We start from the raw sequence: 24112 nt of genomic DNA, 5'->3' as shown, positions 1-24112 counted from the left end.
GCCTAGTCCGCACGCAAAGCCTCCACCGGTAAAATCCGTGAAGCCGAAACCGCCGGATGGATGCCGAACACCAAGCCCACTCCTCCCGCAATGCCTGTCCCCCACACCAAAACCATCGGATCGAACGCAAACCTGATCGGCAGGAATGCACAGCCTAGACCCGTGAGCGCGACACCGGCGAGTGCGCCTAGAAATCCGCCGCCCAGCGACAAGGCCACCGCCTCGACCATGAATATGAAAACGATTTCCGTTGGTGTGGCTCCGATGGCTGCCCGCAAGCCGATCTCTCTACGGCGCTCCATCACCGACATCAGCATGACATTCATCACCCCCACCCCGCCCACCAGCAAAGAAACCGACCCGATGGCGACCAAAACGGCAGACATCAGATTCATCTGGCTGTTCATCGCCGCAATCATTTCCTTAGGAGTGCGGACGCTGACAGCGTGCCCCTCAGAGCCGAGCCTCTGCTGGATGGCCGTGGCCCAGTACGCAGGATCGCTGTCCGGCTGTATGCGGATCAGTACATGACTAAAGCCGGTGCGCGGCATGATCCGGCCAGAACATTCCGGACCAATAAAAACCGTCTCGTCCGGCGAAACAGGGTTCAAGGCCTGTGGTTCATAGGACGGAAGCAGGCCCACAACACGCAAGCCATAGCTTTCGACATAGGCAATATCGCCCAATCGGGCACCGCTCTCTTTTGCCAGCCGAGCCCCCAGAACCGCCACGCTGTTACATCCGTCAATCTTGGACAGGGCACGTCCGCTCTCCGGATAGAGCGATAAAATCTCGAGGGCATTCTGCGATGCCGCCACTACCGACGCCTGCTCGCTCAAGCGACCGATATAGATTTGGTTGCGACTGACAGCCATCGGTCCGGCCGTCAGCACTTGTGTATCTTGTGCCAGCACGGCTTGTAACCGGACAGGGTCCAGCCACTTCTGTCCCGTTTCATCGGCAATAATCTGGACCGTATTGACCCCGATCTGCTCAAAACGGGCCAGAACCTCGGTTTTGGCGATATGGGCAAAGCTCATCAGCGCCACGATCGAGGCCGAGCCAATCATGACACCCAACAGGGCCAGCACAGAACGGCGACCTTGTGACCGAAGCCCGGAAATGGCCTCTCCCGCCATTTGCAGCCACACGCTTTGCCTAAAGCCCCCCATGATGCCCTATCCCGCCCCAGTTTGAACGATGCGTCCGTCCTGCATCACCACTGTGCGATCGCAAGTTCTGGCCAGTTTTTCATCATGGGTGACCATCAGTATGGACACACCCGTTTCGCGATTGATGCGACGCAGCAGTTGCATGACCATCGCTCCGCTTTCACTGTCCAGATTGCCTGTTGGCTCGTCCGCAAGAATAAGGCGCGGTGAGGATACCAATGCGCGCGCTATGGCCACCCGCTGACGCTGCCCGCCGGAAAGTTCATCGGGCTTGTGATACAGTCGTTCGGCCAATCCCACTTTTTCCAGCTGAGCCATAGCCGCATCACGGCGTGCGGTCTTTCCCATACCGCGATGCACCAGAGGCAGGGCCACATTTTCCCACGCCGATAAACGCGGCAGCAGATGGAATGACTGGAATACAAAGCCGATCAATTGGTTACGGATACGCGCTGTTTCATAGGCATTCAGCCCCGTGACGCATTGTCCGGCCAGTTCGATATGCCCGTCGGATGGCCGATCCAGCAGCCCCACCAGATTCAACAGAGTGGATTTGCCTGATCCAGAAGCACCGGTCAGAGCCCACATCTGTCCTGCAGGCATAAGAAAACTAACCCGGTCCAGAACCTGTGTTCTGGACCGGGCCGGGCCATAGCCATGGATGATGTTCTCTAAACGCACCATGACAAACCCTTTGACCACCGGCGCTGGCAGGCCACCGGCGGTCGTTACCATCAGGTGATGTTGATCGAGACAGACGGGTTGCTGGACTTCAGCTTGCCCGCAATCACGCAAGCCTTGGGAGCGCCCAGGCTGGTGCCCGGAACAGTGCTGTTGACGGTGGCTTCTTTGTTGGTGTTATCCCAGGCCACGACCAACGTACCCGCACAGTTACCGGTCAGGGTATTGGCGCGGAAGTTGGCAATCGACAATTGGGTGGCAGCCGCGCCCGACGGCGAAGTCGGGGCCGTAGCCGAAATCGGCCAGTTGAAGTTGGCAAGGATAACCGAAGAGCACAGGGCGCTGGAATTTGGTGCCAGTGAACCACCGGTGATGTTGGCATTACCGGCTGCATCCACCGCCACATTCAGGGTCAGCAGGCAGTTCAGGGTCACGCTCTGCGAAACCGTTACAGCACCCGTAAGGGTGAAGGTGCTTGGGTTCGGGGTGACAATAGTTCCAGCAAAGGCCGGAGCGGCACCCGCCATCATGGCGATAGCGGCAAGCGAAGCGATGATGCGTTTCATTTTGTTATCCTTCCCTACAACCTCCGATTGAGGTCAAACTTAGCATTCCACAATCTACAGTTGAGTCAACAGACATAATATCTATTAATTTTAGTATGATAGAATTTTAGCCCGGAATGATATTCTCTCTAGGGTTGTAAATATCGCCAAAAAATAAGGGCCCCGCATAAGCGGAGCCCCTTAAGGTTTGGCAGTTGAATAAACCTATTCGGCGTCGATTCTCACCAGCAGGGCTTCGACCTGAACCTGATCACCGGCAGCGCAGTTCAGCTCCTGAACCACACCGTCGAAGGGTGCGGTCAGGGTGTGTTCCATCTTCATGGCTTCAAGGGTCAACAACTTCTGCCCCTTGGTAACATTGTCACCAGCAGCCACCTCGACGGCAATCACACGGCCCGGCATGGGGGCGAGGATGGAGCCGGAGCTGACACCACCGTCTGCACCACCAATCGCGCGCCACGGCTTCAAGATCAGACGCTCGCCGCCTTCGTTAAGAACGATCTGACGTAGTGCCGGACCATCGGAAGGTTCGCCCAGTTCAACGTTGAAATCGCGACCGAACTGATCGGCCAGACGCATCTGGCGTTTGGACGGTGCATTCAGGCGAATACCCGAAGTGGAAGCCCAAGGCCCTTGCCCGCCACCGATCAGTTCGGCGGCGGCCAGTTGCAGACCCTCGACCGACGGCTCGGGACGCGTGGTCAGCGCTTCCAGCTTGCGACCGATCAGGCCGGTATCGACCGTACCGGCGGCAAACTGTTCATCGCCCAACACGCGATAGAGGAAGCCCGCATTGGTGATCAGCGGACCACACTCGCCTTCATCAAGCGCAAAGCGCAGGTCGGCAATCGCCTCTTCGCGCGTGTCACCGTGAACGATCAGCTTGGCGATCATCGGGTCATAGTGCGGGCTGATTTCCGCGCCCTCTTCCACGCCAGTATCGACGCGCACCAGATGGTCGGGATAGTCGAACACATCGAGGCGACCAATCGACGGCAGGAAGCCCTTGGTCGGGTCCTCGGCATAGAGGCGAACCTCCATAGCCCAGCCATTGATCGACAGCTCGTCTTGGCGTTTCGGCAGCGCCTCGCCAGACGCGACGCGCAGTTGCCATTCGACCAAATCAACGCCCGTGATCTCTTCGGTCACAGGGTGTTCGACCTGCAGGCGGGTGTTCATTTCCATGAACCAGATGCGGTCGGCGCGCAGGTCTTCCGAGCCATCGGCGATGAACTCGATGGTGCCAGCGCCGCGATAGTCCACGGCCTTGGCGGCGCGAACAGCAGCGGCGCAAAGCTCGGAGCGCGTGGCCTCGTCCATGCCGGGGACCGGAGCCTCCTCGACCACCTTCTGGTGGCGGCGTTGCAGCGAGCAGTCGCGCTCGAACAGGTGGACGACATTGCCGTGGCTGTCGCCAAATACCTGTACCTCGATGTGGCGCGGCGACAGGATGTATTTCTCGATCAGCACATGGTCATTGCCGAACGAAGCCGCCGCCTCGCGCTTGCACGAGGCCAAAGCGTCAAGGAAATTCGCCGCCTGTTCGACCAGACGCATCCCCTTGCCGCCACCACCGGCTACAGCCTTGATGAGGACGGGAAAGCCGATCTTGTCGGCCTCGGCTTTCAGGTGATCCGGCTCTTGGTTGTCACCCATATAGCCCGGCGTGACGGGCACACCGGCCTCGGCCATCAGCTTCTTGGCGGCGTCCTTCAGACCCATGGCCGTGATGGATTTGGGAAGCGGGCCGACCCAGATCAGGCCCGCATCCATAACAGCCTGAGCGAACTCGGCATTCTCGGACAGAAAGCCATAGCCGGGGTGGATAGCCTCGGCGCCCGTCTGTTTGGCGGCGGCGATGATCTTGTCACCGACCAGATAGGATTCACGCGTCGGCGCAGGGCCGATATGCACAGCCTCGTCAGCCATACGAACGTGCAAGGCCTCGGCATCGGCGTCCGAATAGACGGCCACGGTGCGGATACCCATGCGGCGGGCGGTGCGGATGACGCGGCAGGCGATTTCGCCACGGTTGGCGATCAGAACAGATTTCATCATCGGCTTACATCCGGAACACACCAAAGGAAGGACGATCGGCAATGGGGGCCTGTAGCGCGGCCTCCAGAGCCAGACCCAGCACGTCGCGGGTCTGCACAGGGTCAATCACCCCGTCGTCCCACAAGCGGGCGGTGGCGTAATAGGGGTTACCCTCGTCCTCGTATTTCTGGCGCACCGGAGCTTTGAAGGCTTCGGCCTCTTCCGGCGTCCATTTGGCCGCGTCGCGGTGCACAGTCGCCAGAACGCTGGCCGCCTGTTCGCCGCCCATCACGCTGATGCGGCTATTGGGCCAGGTGAACAGGAAGCGCGGAGAGTAGGCCCGGCCACACATGCCGTAGTTACCAGCCCCGAAGCTGCCACCGATCAGGACGGTGATCTTGGGCACATTGGCGGTGGCCACAGCTGTCACCAGCTTGGCGCCATGCTTGGCGATGCCCTCAGACTCATACTTACCGCCGACCATAAAGCCGGAGATGTTCTGCAGGAACAGCAGCGGGATTTTGCGCTGGCAGGCCAGCTCAATAAAGTGCGCACCCTTCTGGGCGCTTTCACTGAAAAGCACGCCGTTGTTGGCCAGAATGGCCACCGGCATGCCGTGGATGTGGGCAAAGCCGCACACCAGAGTGGTGCCGTAAAGCGATTTGAACTCGTGGAACTCCGAAGCATCCACCAAACGGGCGATTACTTCATGCACATCATAGGGTGCACGGACGTCTTCCGGCACGACGGCATAGAGGTCTTCGGCGGCATATTTCGGCTCGACCGGCTCGCGCAAATTCACATTGGCGAACACCGGCGGCGGCAGGGTAGCGACGATGTCGCGCACGATGGTCAGGGCGTGTTCGTCATTGTCGGCGACGTGGTCGACGACGCCAGACTTGCGACCATGGACCTCGGCCCCGCCTAGGTCCTCGGCGCTGATGACCTCGCCCGTTGCGGCCTGAACCAGCGGCGGACCGGCAAGGAAGATGGTGCCCTTGCCGCGCACGATAACCGTCTCGTCCGACATAGCCGGAACATAGGCACCGCCTGCGGTACAGCTGCCCATCACACAAGCGATTTGGGCGATGCCCTTGGCGGACATCTGGGCCTGATTGAAGAAGATGCGGCCAAAGTGGTCGCGGTCGGGGAAGACCTCGGCCTGATTGGGCAGGTTCGCCCCACCGCTATCGACCAGATAGACGCACGGCAGATGGTTCTCGAGAGCGATCTCTTGGGCGCGAAGGTGCTTCTTCACCGTCATCGGGAAGTAGGTGCCACCTTTGACGGTGGCATCGTTGCACACGATCATGACCTGACGGCCCGACACACGACCGATACCGCAGATCATACCCGCTCCCGGCACCTCGTCATTATAGAGGCCGTTGGCGACCAGTTGGCCGATCTCGAGGAACGACGAGCCGGGGTCCAGCAGGCGCTCGACCCGCTCGCGTGGCAGCAGTTTTTCGCGGGCCACATGGCGCTCGCGGGACTTCTCGTCACCGCCCAGCGCCGCCTTGGCGACCTTGGCGCGAAGTTCCTCGGCAAGCTGGCGGTTGAACGCCGCCCGCGCCTTGGCCTCGGCACTATCGACATTGACCATGGAGGTCAGAACAGGAGCCGTCATCAACCTATCCTCAGCGTGCGCCGATCAGCTCGCGGCCGATCAGCATGCGACGGATTTCATTGGTGCCCGCGCCGATATCCATCAACTTGGCATCACGCAGGTAACGCTCGACCGGCCAGTCCTTGGTGTAGCCGGCACCGCCCAGCGCCTGAACAGCTTCGGCGGCCGTACGGAAGGCGTTTTCCGAGGCCAGCAGCACACAGCCCGCCGCGTCATAACGGGTGGTCTGGCCCGCATCGCAGGCACGCGCCACGGCGTAGGAATAGGCACGCGCCGACTGCAGCGCGACGTACATATCGGCCACCTTGGCCTGCATCAGCTGGAAGGCGCCCAGCGCCTTTCCGAACTGCTGGCGCTCGCGGACATACGGGATCACCGTATCCAAGCAGGCCTGCATGATGCCCAACTGGATGCCCGACAGCACCACGCGCTCATAGTCCAGACCCGACATCAGAACACCGACGCCGCCGTTCAGCGGGCCCATGATGTTCTCTTCCGGCACGAAGCAGTCCTCGAACACCAGCTCTGCCGTCGGCGAGCCGCGCATGCCCATCTTGTCGATCTTCTGGCCGATCGAGAAACCGGCAAAGTCCTTCTCGATCAAGAAGGCGGTGATGCCACGGCTGCCCGCTTCCATATCGGTCTTGGCATAGACCACCAGCGTGTCGGCATAGGCCGAGTTGGTGATCCAGAACTTGGTGCCGTTCAGGCGATAGCCGCCGTCCACCTTGTCGGCGCGCAGCTTCATGCTGACGACGTCCGAACCGGCATTGACTTCCGACATGGCCAGCGAGCCGACGTGTTCACCCGACACCAGCTTGGGCAGGTATTTGTCTTTTTGTTCCTGCGTACCCCAACGGTGAATCTGGTTCACGCACAGGTTGGAATGCGCGCCGTAGGACAGGCCCACAGACGCCGAGGCGCGCGAGACTTCTTCCACCGCGATCACATGGTCCAGATAGCCCAGACCCAGACCGCCCCACTCCTCGGCCACGGTCACACCGTGCAGACCCAGTTCGCCCATGGTCGGCCACAGATCACGCGGGAACCAGTCCTCGGCATCCACCTTGGCCGCCAGAGGTGCAATCACCTCGTCGGCAAAGCGGGCCGTGGTTTCACGGATCATCATGGCACTTTCGGTCAGGCCGAAATCAAAATCGGGCGTGGCGCGCATGGGACTGTGTCCTTGTTCTCGTTGAGCGTTTCCTAGGGACGGATGCTAACGCGGTGGATCGCTTCGGATAAATGGAAACTTCGTGAAGTTTCAGATAGATTTTTTCTATGTTGAAACGCGCTCACATCCGCCAATTCCTCGCTGTCGTCGATAGTGGCAGCTTTACGCAGGCCGCCGCGAGAGTGCGGATCACCCAGCCAACCCTGTCGGTCGGGATTGCCGAGCTGGAAAAAGAGGTCGGGGCCAAACTGTTCATCCGTGACCGCAAGCATGTACGCATCACCGAGGCCGGTGCGCGGCTATTGCCTATCGCGCGCCAACTGGAACAGGGGTTTCGCGCCGCAGAATCCTTGAGCGACAGCACCGAAAACCACTGGCCGCAAATCCGGTTGGGCCTGTTGCAATCGGTTGCCGGTGCCATGGCGCAAAAGGTCATGCAGGCGCTTTGCCCCGACTATGAGCCGGAACTGGTCGAAGGCCCGAACCACGAACTGCGCACCATGCTGGCCTCGGGGCGCATTGATGTGGCCCTGACCCTGTTGCGCCCTGAAGACATCGAGGCGGGCGCTCTGCCCTTGCTCAGTGAGCCTTATGTGATGCTGGTGCCCGCCGGACATGCGCTGGCCGGGCAGACCGATGTGCCACCCGATGCCTTTGCTGCCGATGTGATGATTGCCCGCCGTTCGTGCGAGCGGCTTCAGGACACCAGCCGCTTCTTCACCCGCAACGGCGTGCGCCCGCGTTTTGCCCTGCGCAGCGACAATGACGACCTGTGTATACGTATGGTGGCGGCAGGGCTGGGGATTACCACCGCGCCCTTATCGCTACAGATCGAAGGCACCCAAGCGGTCAGCATTGCCGGATATGATTTCCAGCGCACTCTGGGTCTGATCGGTGCATCGCCCGAACAGGCCGACAGCGTGGCCGATATCCACGCCCTGCTCGCACCGGCGTTTATCTAAAGAAAAAGGGCGGAGACTTTTAAAGTCCCCGCCCCTTCTTTGTCGTTCTCTACCGGATCAGAAGGTCCAGCGGACGCTGACCTTGGCCGAGTGGATATCGGTGACCTTGCCCAGTTGGCCTTCATAGCCCGCCTCGAAGGTGACACCGCTATCGGTCTGGACGCGGGCGTCGAAACCGAGGTTCCATGCGGCGCTGTCCAGCGGCGTGGTGATCATGGCCGGATCAGAGCTTTCTGCCGAACCGATGAACTGGATCGGCAGATAGATGCCGTCTTCCGAGCGGTGAACGCGGCCCGCTGTCAGGGCGAACGAAGCGTTCACGCCTTCTGCCGGATCGAAGTTCACGCCGGTCGTCACCTTGGGTTCGATCGAGCCGATATACTGGGTGTCGGACAGGACGCGCGCGCCCAGCCCCTGCCAGCCATTTTCCTCGAACGCACCGCTACGCAGCGCCGTGCCCAGAACCTGAACCGCCGGTCGCATGTAGAAGTGGCCCGAACGGATGGTGTGGCCCAGCTCTGCTCCCAGTTGGGCATAGCCGTTTTCGCCCTTGGACTTGGCGTGCATGGTGTCGAACACATAGCCATAGCGCTGGCTTTCCAGCCATTGCCAGCCACCCGTCGCCGTCAGGCGCAGGTCCGTGCCCTGTGCCCACGAACGGTGCGCACCGATGCCCAGATCGAAGCCGTCGCCCTGGGTATTCATGCGACCACGATCGACCGTCTGACGCGCGAGGCTGTTATAGCCACCCGATACAGACAGGGTCCAATCGGCGTTCAGACGTTGCTCCATGCCGACGCGGGCATTGAACACGCGGCTGGTGGCACCGAAGTATTCGCCGGTGGCTTCCTGATCGATGGCGGAGGTCGAACCTACGCCCCACAGGCAGCGATCCAGCGCCGTCTCGCGGGTCAGGCCGCAACCGAACATCTGGTCCGCAAAGGCGGTGGCACCAAAGTATTGCGTCTGCATCGACGCTACATGGCCCTCGGGGTTCAGCTCGTTGAAGATCGACTGGTAGAGGTCTTCCTGACCGGACACCATATTGCCCAGCGCCGCCATCAGACGACCAATGCCATTGGCACCGCCCTCTTGCAGGGCCGAGTCCATATGGCCGCCCAGACGGCGCTCGTTCGGTCGCATCTGGTCAAGGCCGAAATCGCTGTCCACGATCAGGTGAACGCCTTCGCTATCGCCCTTGAGGCTATAGTTCAGGGCCAGGGTCGAGGCGATATTGTAATCGCCAACCGAGCCTTCACCCCCCGTCGCAAACAGGGTCAGCGGACCGGCATTTTCCAGCCACAGCAGGTTCACGCCGATCTCGCCGGAAACAGATGCATTGCCGGTGATGTTGAGGCGATCCGAGCCATAAGGGCCGAAGGCCACATCAAACAGCGACTTGCCGCTGGCGGTCTGAACGAAGTGGCCGTCCAGTTCCACGGTCGAGATGACACGGGCACCGTAATAGACGTTGTTCTTGGCCTCGACCAAGCCGTCCAGATCGCCGAAGGTTTCCCCCGCCGCCAGATCCAGCGGCCAATCCGTGCCTTCCAGACCCAGACGCAGCAGACCGTCATTGGTGAAGGTCGCCTCGCCACCCGCTGCAGGCACAGCCTGACCCGACACCGCACCCGTTGCCATACGCGACAGCGGGCTGTCGCGCAGGATGATGCGGTCAAAGGTCAGGAAGGTCGCACCTGCACTGTTCAGGAAGCGGTTATCGCCGCCCGACAGGTCGATATTGCCGAACACCAGACCGTTGTTGACGATACGGTCATTGCCCGCCCCGCCCAGAATGGCCATGCCGCTGACAGCCGACAGCGAGGTGTTGGTCGTGACAAGGTTGTCCGCGCCACCCAGCAACTGTATGCCGACACCTGTGCCCGAGCCACCGCGTACGACATCGGCCAGATTGACCGTGATATCGCCAGCACCATCCAGACCCTCGCTCTGGGCCAGCACGCCAACCGAGTTCAGACCGGCGGCATAGATGATACCGGCAAAGTCCAGATTGATGGACGACCCAGTACCTGCACCGCCTGCCGATCCGGCAAAGCGACCATCGACCCAGCCGCCGCCGCCGCCCAGAGACTGGGCCACAACGCCATAGCTGTTGTCGCCGGTCACCACGACTGCATCGGACTGCACGAAGCGGATGGCTCCGCCATTACCGCTGTTGTCGCCCGACAGGTTCAGCGCGCCGTCTGACGCACCGAACACGGCACCGCCGCCGCCGCCAATGGATTGCAGCATCAGGCCGTGGGCCATGTTGCCGCTGGTGAAAATGCCGCCATTGTGGATCAGGTCGATAGCACCGCCATCACCCGATACCCCGTGGGTGCCGCCCAGCGTCAGGTCTGCACCGTTCACACCCGACAGCCGGATTTCACCACCGCCTGCACCGATGGATTGCAGCAGCAAGCCAAGCGCATTGTCACCAAAGGTCTGGGTGCCACCGCTATAGGTGCCGGTGATGCCCGAGGCATCGGCACCGCTGCCGCCCTGCGCGCCCAGTGTCGCCACCAGACCCGTATTGATCGCAGGCAGTTGCACGACCATCGAGCCGCCGCCGCCGCCAATCGATTGCAGCACCGAACCGAAGCTGAGATCGCCACGCGTGACGACTGCGCCGTCTTGGTTACGGTTGATCGCGCCGCCTGTTTCGCTCTGGCTGTTGGCTGCGCCCAGTTCGAGGCGGACCGTATCCATGGCCGCGCCGTCTGCGGCCGTGACAGTCATCACGCCGCGACCGCCGCCGCCACCGATAGCCTGAGTCAGAACCCCAGTCGAAAGATCGCCGAATGCCGCCAGTGCGCCCGTATGGGTATTGGCGATGTCGGCTGCACGGTTGTCGTTACCGTCCATACCACCCAGCACCACATGGAAACCGGTCGCCAAAGCACCGATCTCGTTCTCGATGGAGGCCAGATCGACATTCATCGACAAGGTACCGCCACCGCCGGACAGCGACTGGGCAAAGTCGACAACCGCGTGCTCGCCCGCTGTCTGGAAGGTACCGGTCGTGTTCACCGTCACCTTACCGGCATTCATGCTGGTGGCTTTTATAGCGCCTACACGCACAGCGATGACCGGGTCTTCTGTAGGCTTGATGCCGATCTTGCTGACATAGGGCACGCCCGGCATGCCGATGACACCGGCCAGATCCAGCGCCAGCGAACCGCCGCCGCCATTGATGCTCTCGGCCTTGATAGCCACGGCACCATTCCCCAGCACGGTAATGTCGCCGGAGTGGTCAACCACCACCTCGCCACCAATACCGCCCGAGCCGCCACCTAGATTACCCAGAGCAAACGCCGCCGTATTCGACAGGGCCGTAGAGATCAGTCCCGATGCTGTCGTGGACAGACCAAAGCCGAAATTGGCGTTACCGCCACCGCCGCCGATGGATTGGGCCACAATGCCGTGGGCATTGGCACCTTCGGTCAGGATAGTGCCGCTGTTATTGACGTAGACACGTCCACCGTCACCACCCGAACCACCAAAGCCGCCTACACTGGCCATAGCCGAACCGGCTTTGGGATTAAGGATAGCATTGGCTGCAATGGACAGACCGCCATTGCCGCCGCCGCCACCGACCGACTGGGCCAGAATGCCATAGGCATCCGCGCCTTGGGTGTAGATCACGCCGGTATTCTCGACATCGACACGACCGGCCTTGTTACCGCTGCCGCCCATGCCGCCGAGATTCAAGGAAGCGATAATGCTGTCCTTGGTTACCACGCCGGTTTGTACGCTCAGCACGGACGAGCCATTACCGCCGCCACCACCGATGGACTGGGCCACAATACCGTGGGCTGCATCGCCTTCGGTCAGGATGGTGCCGCTGAACTCTTCACCGGCCACGGCATGGTTGCGCACGATGACATTGCCACCGGTGCCGCCTGTGCCGCCCGAGCCACCAATATTGGTGACCAAACGCTTGGATTCCTTGTCACCGCCCGCCGCAAGGATGGTCATCGACATAACCATGCCGCCATCACCGCCGCCGCCGCCGATGCTGTTGGCACTGATGCCAGACGCGCCTGCGCCCTTGGTGTAGATCAGGCCGGTATTGGTCACATCAACCAGATCACCGGCACCACCTTCACCGCCGCTGCCACCAATATTGACTTCAAGGGCATTGTTTTCGTCCCAGCCCTGAAGCGTCGCCGCCACAGACGAACCACCGATACCGCCGCCGCCGCCGATTGACTGGGCGCGGATACCAAAGGCTTTTTCACCGGCCGTCAGGATCTTGCCGCTGTTATCGACAAAGACCTGACCACCAAGCGCACCTTCGCCACCGGTGCCGCCAATGGACATTGTCATGGTGTTCTGGGCGTCACCCTTGCCACCACGGATCTGGAATCCGATGGTGCGGGTCGAGCCACCCAGACCGCCGCCGCCGCCAATGGCCTGCGCCAGAATACCGTCCGAGCCGCTGCCTGCGGTTTCGATCAGGCCCTTGTTCGCAACGAACACATCGCCCGATTCAGCGCCTTCGCCACCATTGGCCCCGACCGAGAACCATGCGCCCGAACCCGACAGGAACAGGGTGGCACTGGCCGAGCCGCCAATACCGCCGCCGCCGCCAATCGATTGGGCCAGAATGCCACGCGCGTCATCACCACCCGTATAGATGATGCCATCCGTATTCACCCTGACATCGTCCGAGACAGCGGCAACACCGCCCTCGATACCAATCGAAACGCTGCCGGTCTTGGACTGGCTATCACCATTTTCCTTGGTGCTGCCGCTGACAGCGATCACACCCGAGGTGCCGCCGCCGCCGCCAATCGACTGGGCAACAATAGCATCAGAGTTATCACCCTGGGTGATAATGCGGCCATCGACATCGACCGTAACCTTGCCACCTTCGCCACCGGTTCCACCCTGACGGCCCAATGTGGTGCTGAGAGAAGAGTGGGCAAGAATACCCACAGCCATGTCCGTGCCGACATTGCCGCCACCACCACCGATCGATTGCGCCAGAATACCGCGCGACAGATCACCTTGCGTGAAGATGTCACCGCGATGTTCAACATTGACTGTGCTGCCCGAACCGGCTGCGCCCGTATCGCCACCGATCGCCACGTTAAGGGCCATCTTGGCATCCTTGAACAGGGCCAGACCGATATTGAACGCCGCATTACCGCCTCCGCCGCCGATCGACTGGGCCACCAGACCATCCGACATCTTGCCGTTGGTTACGATGGTGCCGTTATGGCGCACGTCCACCGCATCTCCAGAGCCGGCACCGGCCCCTGCGCCACCCACGGCCATCAAGACGCCGTAGCCTTCGCCTTGCTGCTTGTCGCCCTTGAGCTTCACACCCAGAACAAGGTTATGACCGGCATTACCGCCGCCACCGCCAATCGACTGGGCCATCAGGCCAACAGCATTGTCGCCACCCGTCATGATAACGCCCGGAGTGGCTGCGCCGCCATTGGCCGTATCCAGCCCGCGATTGACGGTTACAGCACCGCCATCACCGCCGCTGCCGCCGGAACCGCCCATACCGAACGCAATAGGCGAGCCGTCATAGGACATGGCCGCCGTCGCATTGATGCCACCGGCACCACCGCCGCCGCCAATCGACTGGGCAATGATGCCGCCGCCCCCATTGGCATTTTCATGGGCGACGAAATTGACCGCCCCTTCACTATCCGTGACCAGTTCGCCACCGGCGAAAATATTGCCAAGGCTGGTAAAGTTCACATCACCGGCATGGTCACTGGCCCCGCCGCTGCCGCCGATACCGGCTGCGATGGAATAGGAATCCTTGTCTGCATTGGACAAAGAGGCCGAGACATTCAGACCGCCAGAACCGCCCCCGCCCGAGATGGACTGGACCAGCGCACCGACCGCATCGCGGCCTTCGACCAGAATATTACCCGAATGATAGCCGGTCACATTCTGACCGAGGCCGCCGCCGCCGCCAAAGCCACCCAGACCAAAGACAAGGGTCGCTTCCTTTTTGTCCGATACAGGACGGATCGAGCCGGACACATTGATGGCACCGGCACCACCGCCGCCACCAATCGACTGTAGCAACAGGCCGCGTGACAGATTTCCGGTCGCAAACAGGTCCGCAAAGACGGTGCTGTCTACCGTATCAGCGTCACCGCCTTCACCACCAAAGCCGCCGATACCAAGTGTCAGCGAGCCTTCCGTAACGATACCGCCCGATACATTGAGGCCGCCGTTACCGCCACCACCGCCAATCGACTGGGCGATCACCGCCGAACGATTGTCGCCCATAGCCTGGATCTGCACCGCTGCACTGGCCACACCAACCTTCAGGTTGACCTTGCCCCCATTACCGCCATCGCCGCCAAAGCCGCCGACACCGCCTACAAAGGCACGCCCTGCGCCCGAGCCCTTCTTAGCCAGTGACAGTACGCCAGTGACATTCAGGCCGCCCGAGCCACCGCCGCCGCCCACGGACTGCGCCAGAATACCATTCGAGCCATTGGCCCAGCCAGGCACCTGGATCGCTTTACCATCGGCGTCGATGTCATCGACATAGGCCATGTCGCTGGAACCCTTGGCCCAGACATTGCCCTGCACGTTACCCGTGACATTGCCCGCATCGCCGCCACCGCCGCCAAAGCCGCCGAGGCCAAAACCGATAGCCGTAGCCGACTGTTCGACCGTCAAGGCCACTGCGCCACTGACATTCAAACCACCGGCACCACCACCGCCGCCAATCGACTGGATCAGGACACCATCAGCGTTTTCGCCTTCGGTCTGGGTGTCGCCGATCCGCGTCAAATCGACATGACCCGCATCGCCGCCACCGCCGCCAAAGCCACCGATCCCGATAGCCCCCGCGCCATTGTTGCCTTTACCGACAGCAACGCTACCCGCGATGTTCATGCCACCCGAGCCGCCGCCGCCGCCAATCGACTGGGCACCGACACCGAACGAATTATTGCCTTGTGTCAGATAGTTGCCGGTAACATTGCCCACAACATCGGCACCATTGCCGCCAGCACCGCCGAAACCGCCCAGACCAAAGGCCAGGCTACCGGCAACGCCTTCCTTGGCCGTGACGCTGACGGCACCGGAGATGTTCATTCCGCCCGAGCCGCCACCGCCGCCCAGCGACTGCAGCAGACTGCCGTAAGCATTGTCTCCAAGGGTCGTGACATTGCCATCCAGCATGGCCGTGACCTTGGCTGCATTGCCACCATCACCGCCAAAACCGCCAATGCCGACAACCAGACTGCCTGCATTTTCTTTTGAAGCTGCAAGGCCGCCTGAAATATTCATGCCACCAGAGCCGCCGCCGCCGCCCAGCGACTGGGCCAGAATGCCGTAAGCGAACTCGCCGCGCGTGAAGATTGAACCGGTATGGTCCAGGTCCACAGTACCGGCCACGCCGCCGCCACCGCCAAAGCCGCCCATACCGAACACAGCATTGCCGGTTCCGGTCTTGGCAATCGAGACACCGGCCGAGACATTCATCCCGCCAGAGCCGCCACCGCCGCCAATCGACTGATAGGTCAGACCGAAGCTGTTGCTGCCTTCGGTATAGATGTCCGAACGCACAACACCCGAAACTGCCGATGCATTGCCGCCGTCACCACCGGCCCCGCCGATACCCACGACCACATTGCCCGAACCTTCGCCCGAGGCGCTGACACCGGCCGAGATGTTCATCCCGCCTGCGCCGCCGCCGCCACCGACCGACTGGGCCAGCACGCCGCCCGAATAGTCGCCTTCGGTGCCGATATAGCCGCTGACATCGGCCTGAACCGTGCCTGCATGGCCGCCAGTGCCGCCCGAGCCGCCAAGGCCGACCGTCACCGAACCGGCACCCTTGCCTGCGCCGCTGACGGAACCGGAGATGTTCATGCCCCCCGTACCGCCACCGCCGCCAATCGACTGGGCGGTAAAGGCCGTGGCATTATCGCCCTGGGTCAGGGCCGCAAACATATTGCCCTCGGCATCAAGGCCGCCCAGCGCCTTCAGGATTACAGCCTTGGCGTCACCGCCACCCGCACCATAACCACCGATACCGACGGTTACGGCCCCTGCGCCCTTGCCTGCTGCACCGACGCTTCCGGCGATATTCATACCGCCGTCACCGCCGCCGCCGCCGATGGACTGGGCCACGACGCCGCGCGAATTATCGCCCATGGTCTTGACCAGACCGGCGATGTCCACGCTGACCGTACCGGCCGCGCCACCTTCACCGCCGCCGCCGCCAAGGCCGACACCCACAGCGCCCGCGCCCTGACCGGCCGCGCCCACATTGCCGTTGATGTTAAAGCCGCCGGAGCCGCCGCCGCCGCCAATCGACTGGGCCAGAATACCCGTCGCATCGCGGCCTTCGGTCAGAACCGCCAGCGAAATGCCATTGGCATTGGCTCCGCCCGTCTGGTTCATAAACACATTGCCAGCGTCACCGCCGTGGTCACCTGTACCACCCAGCGCCACACCGATGCTGCCCGAGCCATAGCCAGAGGCCGAGACACCGCCGACGACATTGAAGCCGCCCGCGCCACCGCCGCCACCAACCGACTGGGCCGTGATACCGGTCGAGCCATCACCCTTGGTGATGACAGCCCCCGTCACATCCACGTCCACAGTGTCGGCATCACCGCCTGCACCGCCAGAGCCGCCAATACCGACATTGATCGTGCCCGAGCCATAGCCGGCCGCCGCAATACCGCCGACGACGCTAAAGCCACCGGCACCACCGCCACCGCCAATCGACTGGGCCAGCAGGCCGTTGGACATCGCACCTTCGGTCAGGATGGCGACCTCGAGGCCGTCAATAACCTTTGCAAAGGTCAGGTCCAGATCAACCGCACCGGCATTACCGCCGCCGCCGCCCGAGCCGCCGAGGCCCACATTGATCGCGCCTGCACCATAGGCTGCACCTGCAATACCGCCAGCTACACTAAAGCCGCCCGAGCCGCCGCCGCCGCCGATGGATTGGGCCACCAGACCCGAAGACATTTCGCCTGTGGTGGCAATCGTACCCAGAATGTCACCGGTAACATCGCCACCGACGCCACCCACACCGGCATTGCCGCCAAGGCTGACATTGATCGAGCCGGTGCCAAGACCACCACCGATACCACCGGCAACGCTGAAGCCGCCGTCACCGCCGCCGCCGCCCAATGATTGCAGCACAATGGCGCTGGCCATGTCGCCGGTCGTCAGGGTGTTGCCGATCATGTCGAAGGTGACAGTTCCGCCATCACCGCCACCGGCACCCGAGCCGCCAAGGCCCACATTAATGGTGCCCGATCCGAGACCGCCCGCAATACCACCCGTGACGTTGAAACCGCCAGAGCCGCCGCCACCGCCAACCGACTGGGCCAGAACCCCCGTCGAGAGATCGCCCTCGGTCTGGATATCGCCGGTAATATTGCCGATCACGGTGCCACCATCACCGCCGCCAGCACCATTGCCGCCAAGGCCGACGCCAACCGTTCCGGCCCCTACACCGCCCGCGATACCGGCGGCGACACTAAAGCCGCCGTCACCGCCACCGCCGCCGATCGATTGCATAACAATCGCCTTGGATGCCAACCCTTTGGTCAGCGCATTACCGATCTGCGTAAAGTCTACAAGGCCGCCATTGCCGCCTCCGGCACCATTGCCGCCAAGGCTGACATTAACGCTGCCACCACCGACACCGCCTGCAATACCGCCCGCAACCGAGAAGCCGCCAGAGCCGCCGCCGCCGCCAACCGACTGGGCCAGAATGCCCGTCGAGAGTGCGCCCTGTGTCTGGACGTCACCGGTCAGGTGACCGAAGACGTTGCCGCCGTGACCCCCACCCGCGCCAGAACCGCCCAAAGCCACACTTACGGTACCGGTGCCGACACCGCCACCGATGCCGCCCGCGACCGCGAAACCGCCGTCACCGCCACCGCCACCAATCGACTGCAGAACAACCGCCTTGGAGGCCAATCCTTCCGTCAGGGCGTTACCGATCTGCGTAAAGTCGACCAGACCGCCATTGCCACCACCGGCACCATTGCCGCCAAGGCTCACATTGACACTGCCGCTGCCGACACCACCACCGATACCCGCCGAGACGTTATAGCCGCCCGAGCCGCCACCGCCGCCCAGAGACTGGACCACAATGGCCGAGGCCAGATCGCCCAGCGTCTGCACTGTACCGTCGATATCGGCGGTCACGGCACCGCCATGGCCGCCACCGGCACCATTGCCGCCTAGGCCGACATTGATCGTGCCTGCGCCAAGACCGCCTGCAATGCCCGCAGAGACATTAAAGCCGCCTGCACCGCCCGAACCGCCGACCGACTGGGCAAGGAAGCCCGTCGAACCCAGGCCGTGGGTCAGGATGTCATGGGCGCTGGCATTGACGATACCGCCATGGCCGCCATTGTCGCCCGATCCGCCAAGGCCGACATTTATCGCCCCCGCACCAAGGCCACCGGCGATGCTGCCGGAAACATTAAAGCCGCCATTGCCGCCACCGCCGCCAATCGACTGGGCAACAAAACCACCGGACATGATGCCCTTGGTTTCAATCGTGTCGCCTGCATAGGCATCGACACGACCACCGGGACCACCTGCGCCGCCATTGCCACCAAGGCCTACCGAAACCGCAGCTGCGCCTAAGCCACCAGCGACTGCGCCACTGACGTTAAAGCCGCCATTACCGCCACCGCCGCCAACCGACTGGGCCACAAAGCCGGTCGAGAGATCACCTTCGGTATAGATTGTGCCGTGAACACCGGCATCGACCAAACCACCAGCGCCACCGCCGCCGCCATTGCCACCGATACCGATCGAGACACCGATACCGCCAATGCCGCCGGAAACCGAACCGGCTACGCTGTAACCACCGTTACCACCACCGCCGCCGACCGACTGGGCCACAAAGCCGCTGGCGATGTCGCCATAGGTTTCGATATTGCCGCGAATATCGCCGACGACATCGTTACCCGCTTCACCTTGGCCGCCATTACCGCCGATACCGACGCTGATGGCAGGCGCTGCAATACCGCCAACACTGGCCGCAACACTAAAGCCGCCATTGCCGCCGCCGCCGGAAATAGATTGCAGCAGGACGCCGGTCGAACCCAGACCCAGCGTTGTAATATCGCCGGTGTAATCGACATTGATCTTGCCACCACGGCCACCATTGGCACCTTCGCCGCCGATGGTTGCGGTTACAGCTGCACCTGCACCGCCCATCACACTGGCACCGATGCTGTAACCGCCGTTACCGCCACCGCCGCCAATCGTCTGGGCAATCAGGCCCGACGAGAAATCGCCGCGCGTGATGATATCACCGCCCGCATTAGTGGCTGTGATATTGCCACCCGTGCCGCCGGCACCACCATTACCGCCGATGCCGACTGATACGGCTGCACCGATCAAGCCCGTGACACTATTGGCGATGGTGAAGCCACCATTACCGCCGCCGCCGCCAATCGATTGCAGCAGGATACCCGAAGAATTGTGGCCACCTCTGTCTTCGGTTGTCGGGTCGTAAGTACCGGTATTGATATCCGCATAGCCGGTATAGTTGACCGTGCCGCCATTGCCGCCGCCCGCGCCATCACCACCAAGGGCCACGCTGACACTGGCGCCGACACCGACCGAGTTGGCAATCGCAAAGCCGCCATTGCCGCCGCCGCCGCCAATGGACTGCGCCATCACACCGTTCGAACGATCACCCTGGGTGCTGATCTTGCCCGGTGAGGCGCTGTTGGAGGACTGATTGATGGTAACATTACCGCCATGGCCGCCCCCTGAACCTTTGCCGCCAATAGCGACTGCCGTCAGGATACCCGACGCCGTGGTCGCGCCGCCGTTACCACCGCCGCCGCCAATCGACTGGGCCATGATGCCATGAGCATCTGCACCTTGGGTGTGCAACTCGCCAGAGTTATTGACGATGACAGTACCACCGGCACCGCCCGCACCACCATTGCCGCCCAGCGCCATAAAGACACCATTGGCATTGGCACCATCACCGCCGCCACCGCCAATCGACTGTGCCTGAATGGCGCTCGACATATTGCCGCCGGTCATGATGAGACCGCTGTTTGTCGCGGTTACAGCACCACCATCGCTCTTGACTGAACTAGAGCCGCCGACAGAGGCGTTGCCACCGGCGCCGCCAGAGCCACCTTTGGAGAATACGCCACCACCGGAACCGGCTGCACCGCCGCCACCACCGATCGACTGGGCCAGAATACCGCGCGAAAGGTCGCCGTCAGTGAAGATCTGGCCAGAATTGCCTGCCGTGACCGAGGCCCCGTTACCGCCCGCAGCACCGGAGCCGCCCAGAGCGACAAAACCGCCGGTGCTGCCACCTGCGCCGCCACCGCCGCCAATCGACTGGGCAAGGATGGCGTCAGAACCATGACCTTGTGTATCAATCAAACCGGCATTGCTCGCCGAAACCCACGAGCCGCTACCGCCGCCCGAGCCGGAGCCGCCCAGCGCCACAAGACCGCCCGAGTTACCGGCATCACCGCCGCCGCCGCCAATCGATTGGGCGACGATACCACGCGCGGCCTCGCCTTCTGTCTTGATAGAACCTGCAGCCCCGACAGTCACATCGACTGAACCGGCATTGCCGCCACCGCCACCATTACCGCCCAGAGCCACAAGACCGCCCGTGCCCTTGCCCGAGCCGCCGCCGCCGCCAATCGATTGCGCCAGAACGCCATGAGCGCCCGCACCTTCAGTTGCGACGCTACCGTTGATCGTCGCGTCTACACCAGAAGCAGAACCGCCCTTGGAACCAGAACCGCCCAAGGCAACCAGACCGCCCGACGTGCCCGCATTGCCGCCGCCACCGCCAATCGACTGGGCAACAACACCAACAGAGCCTGCACCTTCGGTAATAATACGGCTACCGGCATCGGTGGTGATTTCAACACGGCCTGCATTGCCGCCCTCGGCACCACTTGAGCCTAGTGCCGCAATCCCGCTGGTACGACCCGCATTACCACCCGAGCCACCAATCGACTGGGCGATGGCACCAAACGAACCATCTCCCTTGGTCAGGATGGTACCGCTGGCAATAGTCAGTTCGACATTACCGCCGTTACCACCAGAGCCGCCGCCGCCGCCAAAGGCGACAATGCCGCCTGCAGCACCGGCATCGCCACCTGTACCACCAATCGACTGGGCCAGAACACCGTGCGAAGCGTCGCCATGGGTCGTGATGTTCCCGCGGCTGGTTGCTTCCACATTGCCACCATTGCCGCCCCAGCCGCCGTTGTTGGAAGCCCCGAACAGGCCATAGGATGAGCCGCTGTTACCGGCACCACCGCCCAGCGACTGAACCAGAATACCGTGTGAGCCATCGCCGTGGGTGGTGATATCCTTGTCGATATCCGCGATAACATTACCACCGCTGGCCGCATTGCCACCGGCACCACCACCGCCTGTCGAAGCCCAGCCACGTCCCCCATCACCACCGACACCGGCCCGGCTTTGCACCACCACACCGTGCGAGCCATTTCCGGCCGTCGCTACCGTCCCTGCTCCATTGATCGTGACGTCAACATTGCCGCCGCTACCACCGCGTCCACCCGCCTTGCCGCCTCCGGCTAGGTTTAGATAGGAGCTGCCGCCCTTGCCGCCATTGCCGCCGATACTGGCGACAATAATGCCCGGTGCATTATTACCCGATGCCGAAACAACATTATCCGGAATGCTTATGGTTTGGTTGATCGTCCCGCCGGTTTGCCCTGCGCCACCTGATGATGCCGGGACAAAGATCGCCCCCGTACGACCATTGGAACCATTCTTGCCTTTGGCGATCACCGCTTCACGATTTTGATCGCCTGCACCGGGGATGACATCGGTTGAATGTTCATCAACGCCACCGCCCAGGTTTTCGAAGACAGTAACAGTGCCGACTATGACCTCCGGCGTCGCCGTCTGGCCGCTGCCCGACGCAGGCGTACCGTAAACAACGCCTGTAATAGCCTTGCCATTGCCATCTGTCGGGAAACCATTCACCCAGGTTACACTGGTGGTGGTCCCGCCTCCCTCGACGTTATAACGCAGGATAGTGCTACGCACTTCAGTCTGGTTGCCATTGGCATCATACTCGACACTGACCACAGCATCGGAGCCAACAGCAGGCGGCGTATAGACGAAATACTGGTTCTCGTTGCTGTCCTTGGCGACAAAGCCGTTGGCTACAACCTCCGTCACCTGCATGCTTATACCGGTCGTCGGATTGACGACTGTATCACCGACGCTTGCAGCCAATGCCACACCCGGCAAAGCCAGCAATGCGCCTCCGGTCAGGGCCGCAAATGCCTTCAATAGCGTCTTGATCGAAAGCTGATGACGTTCGGGCGTAACCTTACCGTTGCCCTTGGCCTGAGTGTCCATCAAGGCGACAAGGCGCTCCAGGCTGGCTCTTAGGCGGCGTGAACCCTGCGTATCTCTGGCAATGATATCGCCCAGAACCTCAGTGGCTTCAGCGCGAACGATCTGACGCAGCGCAGCATCCGTCGCCTGAACATCCAGATCACCGACAACACGGTCGATCAGGCCAGCAATCCGTTGCATTTCGCGCGAAGTCATTTTCATTTTCAGTCCCCAGTCCGCGCGCAACGGATGTTCGTTAGAACCCTAACCGCAGCACGCAACAAAGCCGCCCCAAAGGGCGGATAAATTTCAACCTGACTGCTAAATCTCTGCACGCGGCCGAACAACAGGACACGAAATGAAATTATATCTTTATTTTCAGTACTTTTTCTAACGTCTCAGCAAGTTTTCCATGCGTCTCACGTGTCTTGTTTTGACACTCAGACTATCGGCCTAGCGCATGGCCGCCAGCCAGCGGCTCCAGTCACTTTCGGAGCCCATATCTTTCATGCGATGGCCACGCCCTCGCGCCATCTGCCGGAAATCGCGCGGCGTCATGTCAAACAAATCCTTGAAGGCCGTGCTGTAGGTCGAGGCATTGGCAAACCCCCAGCGTTCGGCAATCTCTGCAATCGTCAGGTGGACCTTGGACGGGTCGATCAGGTCGTCGCGACTACGATGCAACCGACGCTGACGCAGATAATTAGCGAAACCGCCATAGCGACCCATCATCCGGTAAAGGGTGGCCCGCGAAATACCGAACGCCAGAGCCGTCTGCTCGACAGACAGCCGCAGGTCTTTCAAATGATCTTCAATATAACGACGCACCGGCAGCCATGCAGCCATCCGCACCGATGAAGCCATTTCCGGATCAATATTGCCGTTCAACGCCGCCGAGGCCATGGCCAGTGTCGGTCCCTGCATGGCCATGGCCTGGCCGGCCGTCATATTGGGCGCAGCATGGTACAGCGCCATCAAATGGTTGCGAAACAGGGCCGTCAAAGGATGCCTGCCCTGCAGTCTTTGTCCCGCCAGAGCATCCGGATCGATTAATAGCGGTTCCAGAACGCGTCGCGGCAAGACCAGATCAAACGATGTATAGGCCGTGGATTCCGTCTCGATGGCATGGGTCATGTCCACCATCAGCATATCGCCATTGGCAAACACCTGCTCGCCGCGCCGCGAACGCGCAACACGACTGCCCGAGACGTAGAACTGCATCATGTAGTAGTCGAGACTGTCACCCGCGATCAGGGCCGAGGTTCGCTCGGTCTTCTGGGCGCAGGTGGTAACACTGCCGAACATCAGCTCGCCGGCGTGGTAGGCATCGACGGTCGCATAGAAACTGGAATCTGTAATCGACGAGATCTGCCACACCGAAGCAGCCGTTTCGCGCCATATACCGATACGCGAATTCTCGGGCAAAAGGGAGGTGTCGAACACCGAACGTGCAATAGGTGCGCGGTTATCTGTCGCTTTGAGATCGGCTGAGGAAGCGCCCAAGATACACACCTGATTGGATTACAAACGCGAGGTAAATGATCGCCAAGTCG

The 24112-nt window shown here is 61.7% G+C and carries 9 protein-coding genes; 1 reads left to right on the top strand and 8 read right to left on the bottom strand.

Annotation, left to right across the window (positions count from 1 at the left end; translation table 11 throughout):
- Positions 1 to 2 precede the first annotated feature (2 nt).
- From WEU32_RS04615 to WEU32_RS04590, 6 genes are all read right to left on the bottom strand, one after another.
- Positions 3 to 1172, bottom strand: coding sequence for an ABC transporter permease (locus WEU32_RS04615; protein ID WP_406853044.1), 1170 nt, complete (start codon positions 1170 to 1172; stop codon positions 3 to 5).
- Between the two features lie 6 nt (positions 1173 to 1178).
- A complete protein-coding gene (locus WEU32_RS04610) occupies positions 1179 to 1907 on the bottom strand; it encodes an ABC transporter ATP-binding protein (RefSeq protein WP_406853043.1) in 729 nt (242 codons plus the stop codon).
- On the bottom strand, positions 1907 to 2419 hold the full coding sequence (locus WEU32_RS04605; protein ID WP_312137591.1) for a hypothetical protein: 513 nt from the start codon (positions 2417 to 2419) through the stop codon (positions 1907 to 1909). The genes WEU32_RS04610 and WEU32_RS04605 overlap by 1 nt, the downstream gene beginning before the upstream one ends.
- A 204-nt stretch (positions 2420 to 2623) precedes the next feature.
- Entirely contained in the window at positions 2624 to 4477 is a 1854-nt protein-coding gene (locus WEU32_RS04600) for an acetyl/propionyl/methylcrotonyl-CoA carboxylase subunit alpha (RefSeq protein ID WP_406853042.1), read from the bottom strand.
- Positions 4478 to 4481: 4 nt separating this feature from the next.
- Positions 4482 to 6059 (bottom strand): carboxyl transferase domain-containing protein, encoded by a 1578-nt coding sequence (locus WEU32_RS04595; RefSeq protein ID WP_406853399.1) that lies wholly within the window; start codon positions 6057 to 6059, stop codon positions 4482 to 4484.
- Between the two features lie 34 nt (positions 6060 to 6093).
- Positions 6094 to 7257, bottom strand: a complete 1164-nt coding sequence (locus WEU32_RS04590; protein WP_406853041.1) for an isovaleryl-CoA dehydrogenase — start codon at positions 7255 to 7257, stop codon at positions 6094 to 6096.
- Positions 7258 to 7364: 107 nt separating this feature from the next.
- Between WEU32_RS04590 and WEU32_RS04585 the strand changes: the two genes are divergently transcribed.
- Positions 7365 to 8219 carry a LysR family transcriptional regulator gene (locus WEU32_RS04585; RefSeq protein ID WP_406853040.1) on the top strand — a complete coding sequence of 285 codons (855 nt, stop codon included), beginning with the start codon at positions 7365 to 7367 and terminating at the stop codon, positions 8217 to 8219.
- 57 nt (positions 8220 to 8276) lie between these two features.
- Here the strand turns inward: WEU32_RS04585 and WEU32_RS04580 are convergent, their stop codons facing one another.
- The gene (locus tag WEU32_RS04580; protein ID WP_406853039.1) at positions 8277 to 22781 is read right to left on the bottom strand and encodes a hypothetical protein; all 14505 of its coding nucleotides are present in this window, start codon (positions 22779 to 22781) and stop codon (positions 8277 to 8279) included.
- Between the two features lie 231 nt (positions 22782 to 23012).
- Positions 23013 to 24062: a helix-turn-helix domain-containing protein gene (locus WEU32_RS04575; protein ID WP_312137581.1), complete on the bottom strand. Its 1050-nt coding sequence runs from the start codon at positions 24060 to 24062 to the stop codon at positions 23013 to 23015.
- Between the last annotated feature and the right edge of the window lie 50 nt (positions 24063 to 24112).

Source organism: Brevundimonas sp. BH3 (genome assembly GCF_045345115.1).
Lineage (GTDB): Bacteria > Pseudomonadota > Alphaproteobacteria > Caulobacterales > Caulobacteraceae > Brevundimonas.
This window is presented reverse-complemented; position numbering and strand designations above follow the sequence as displayed.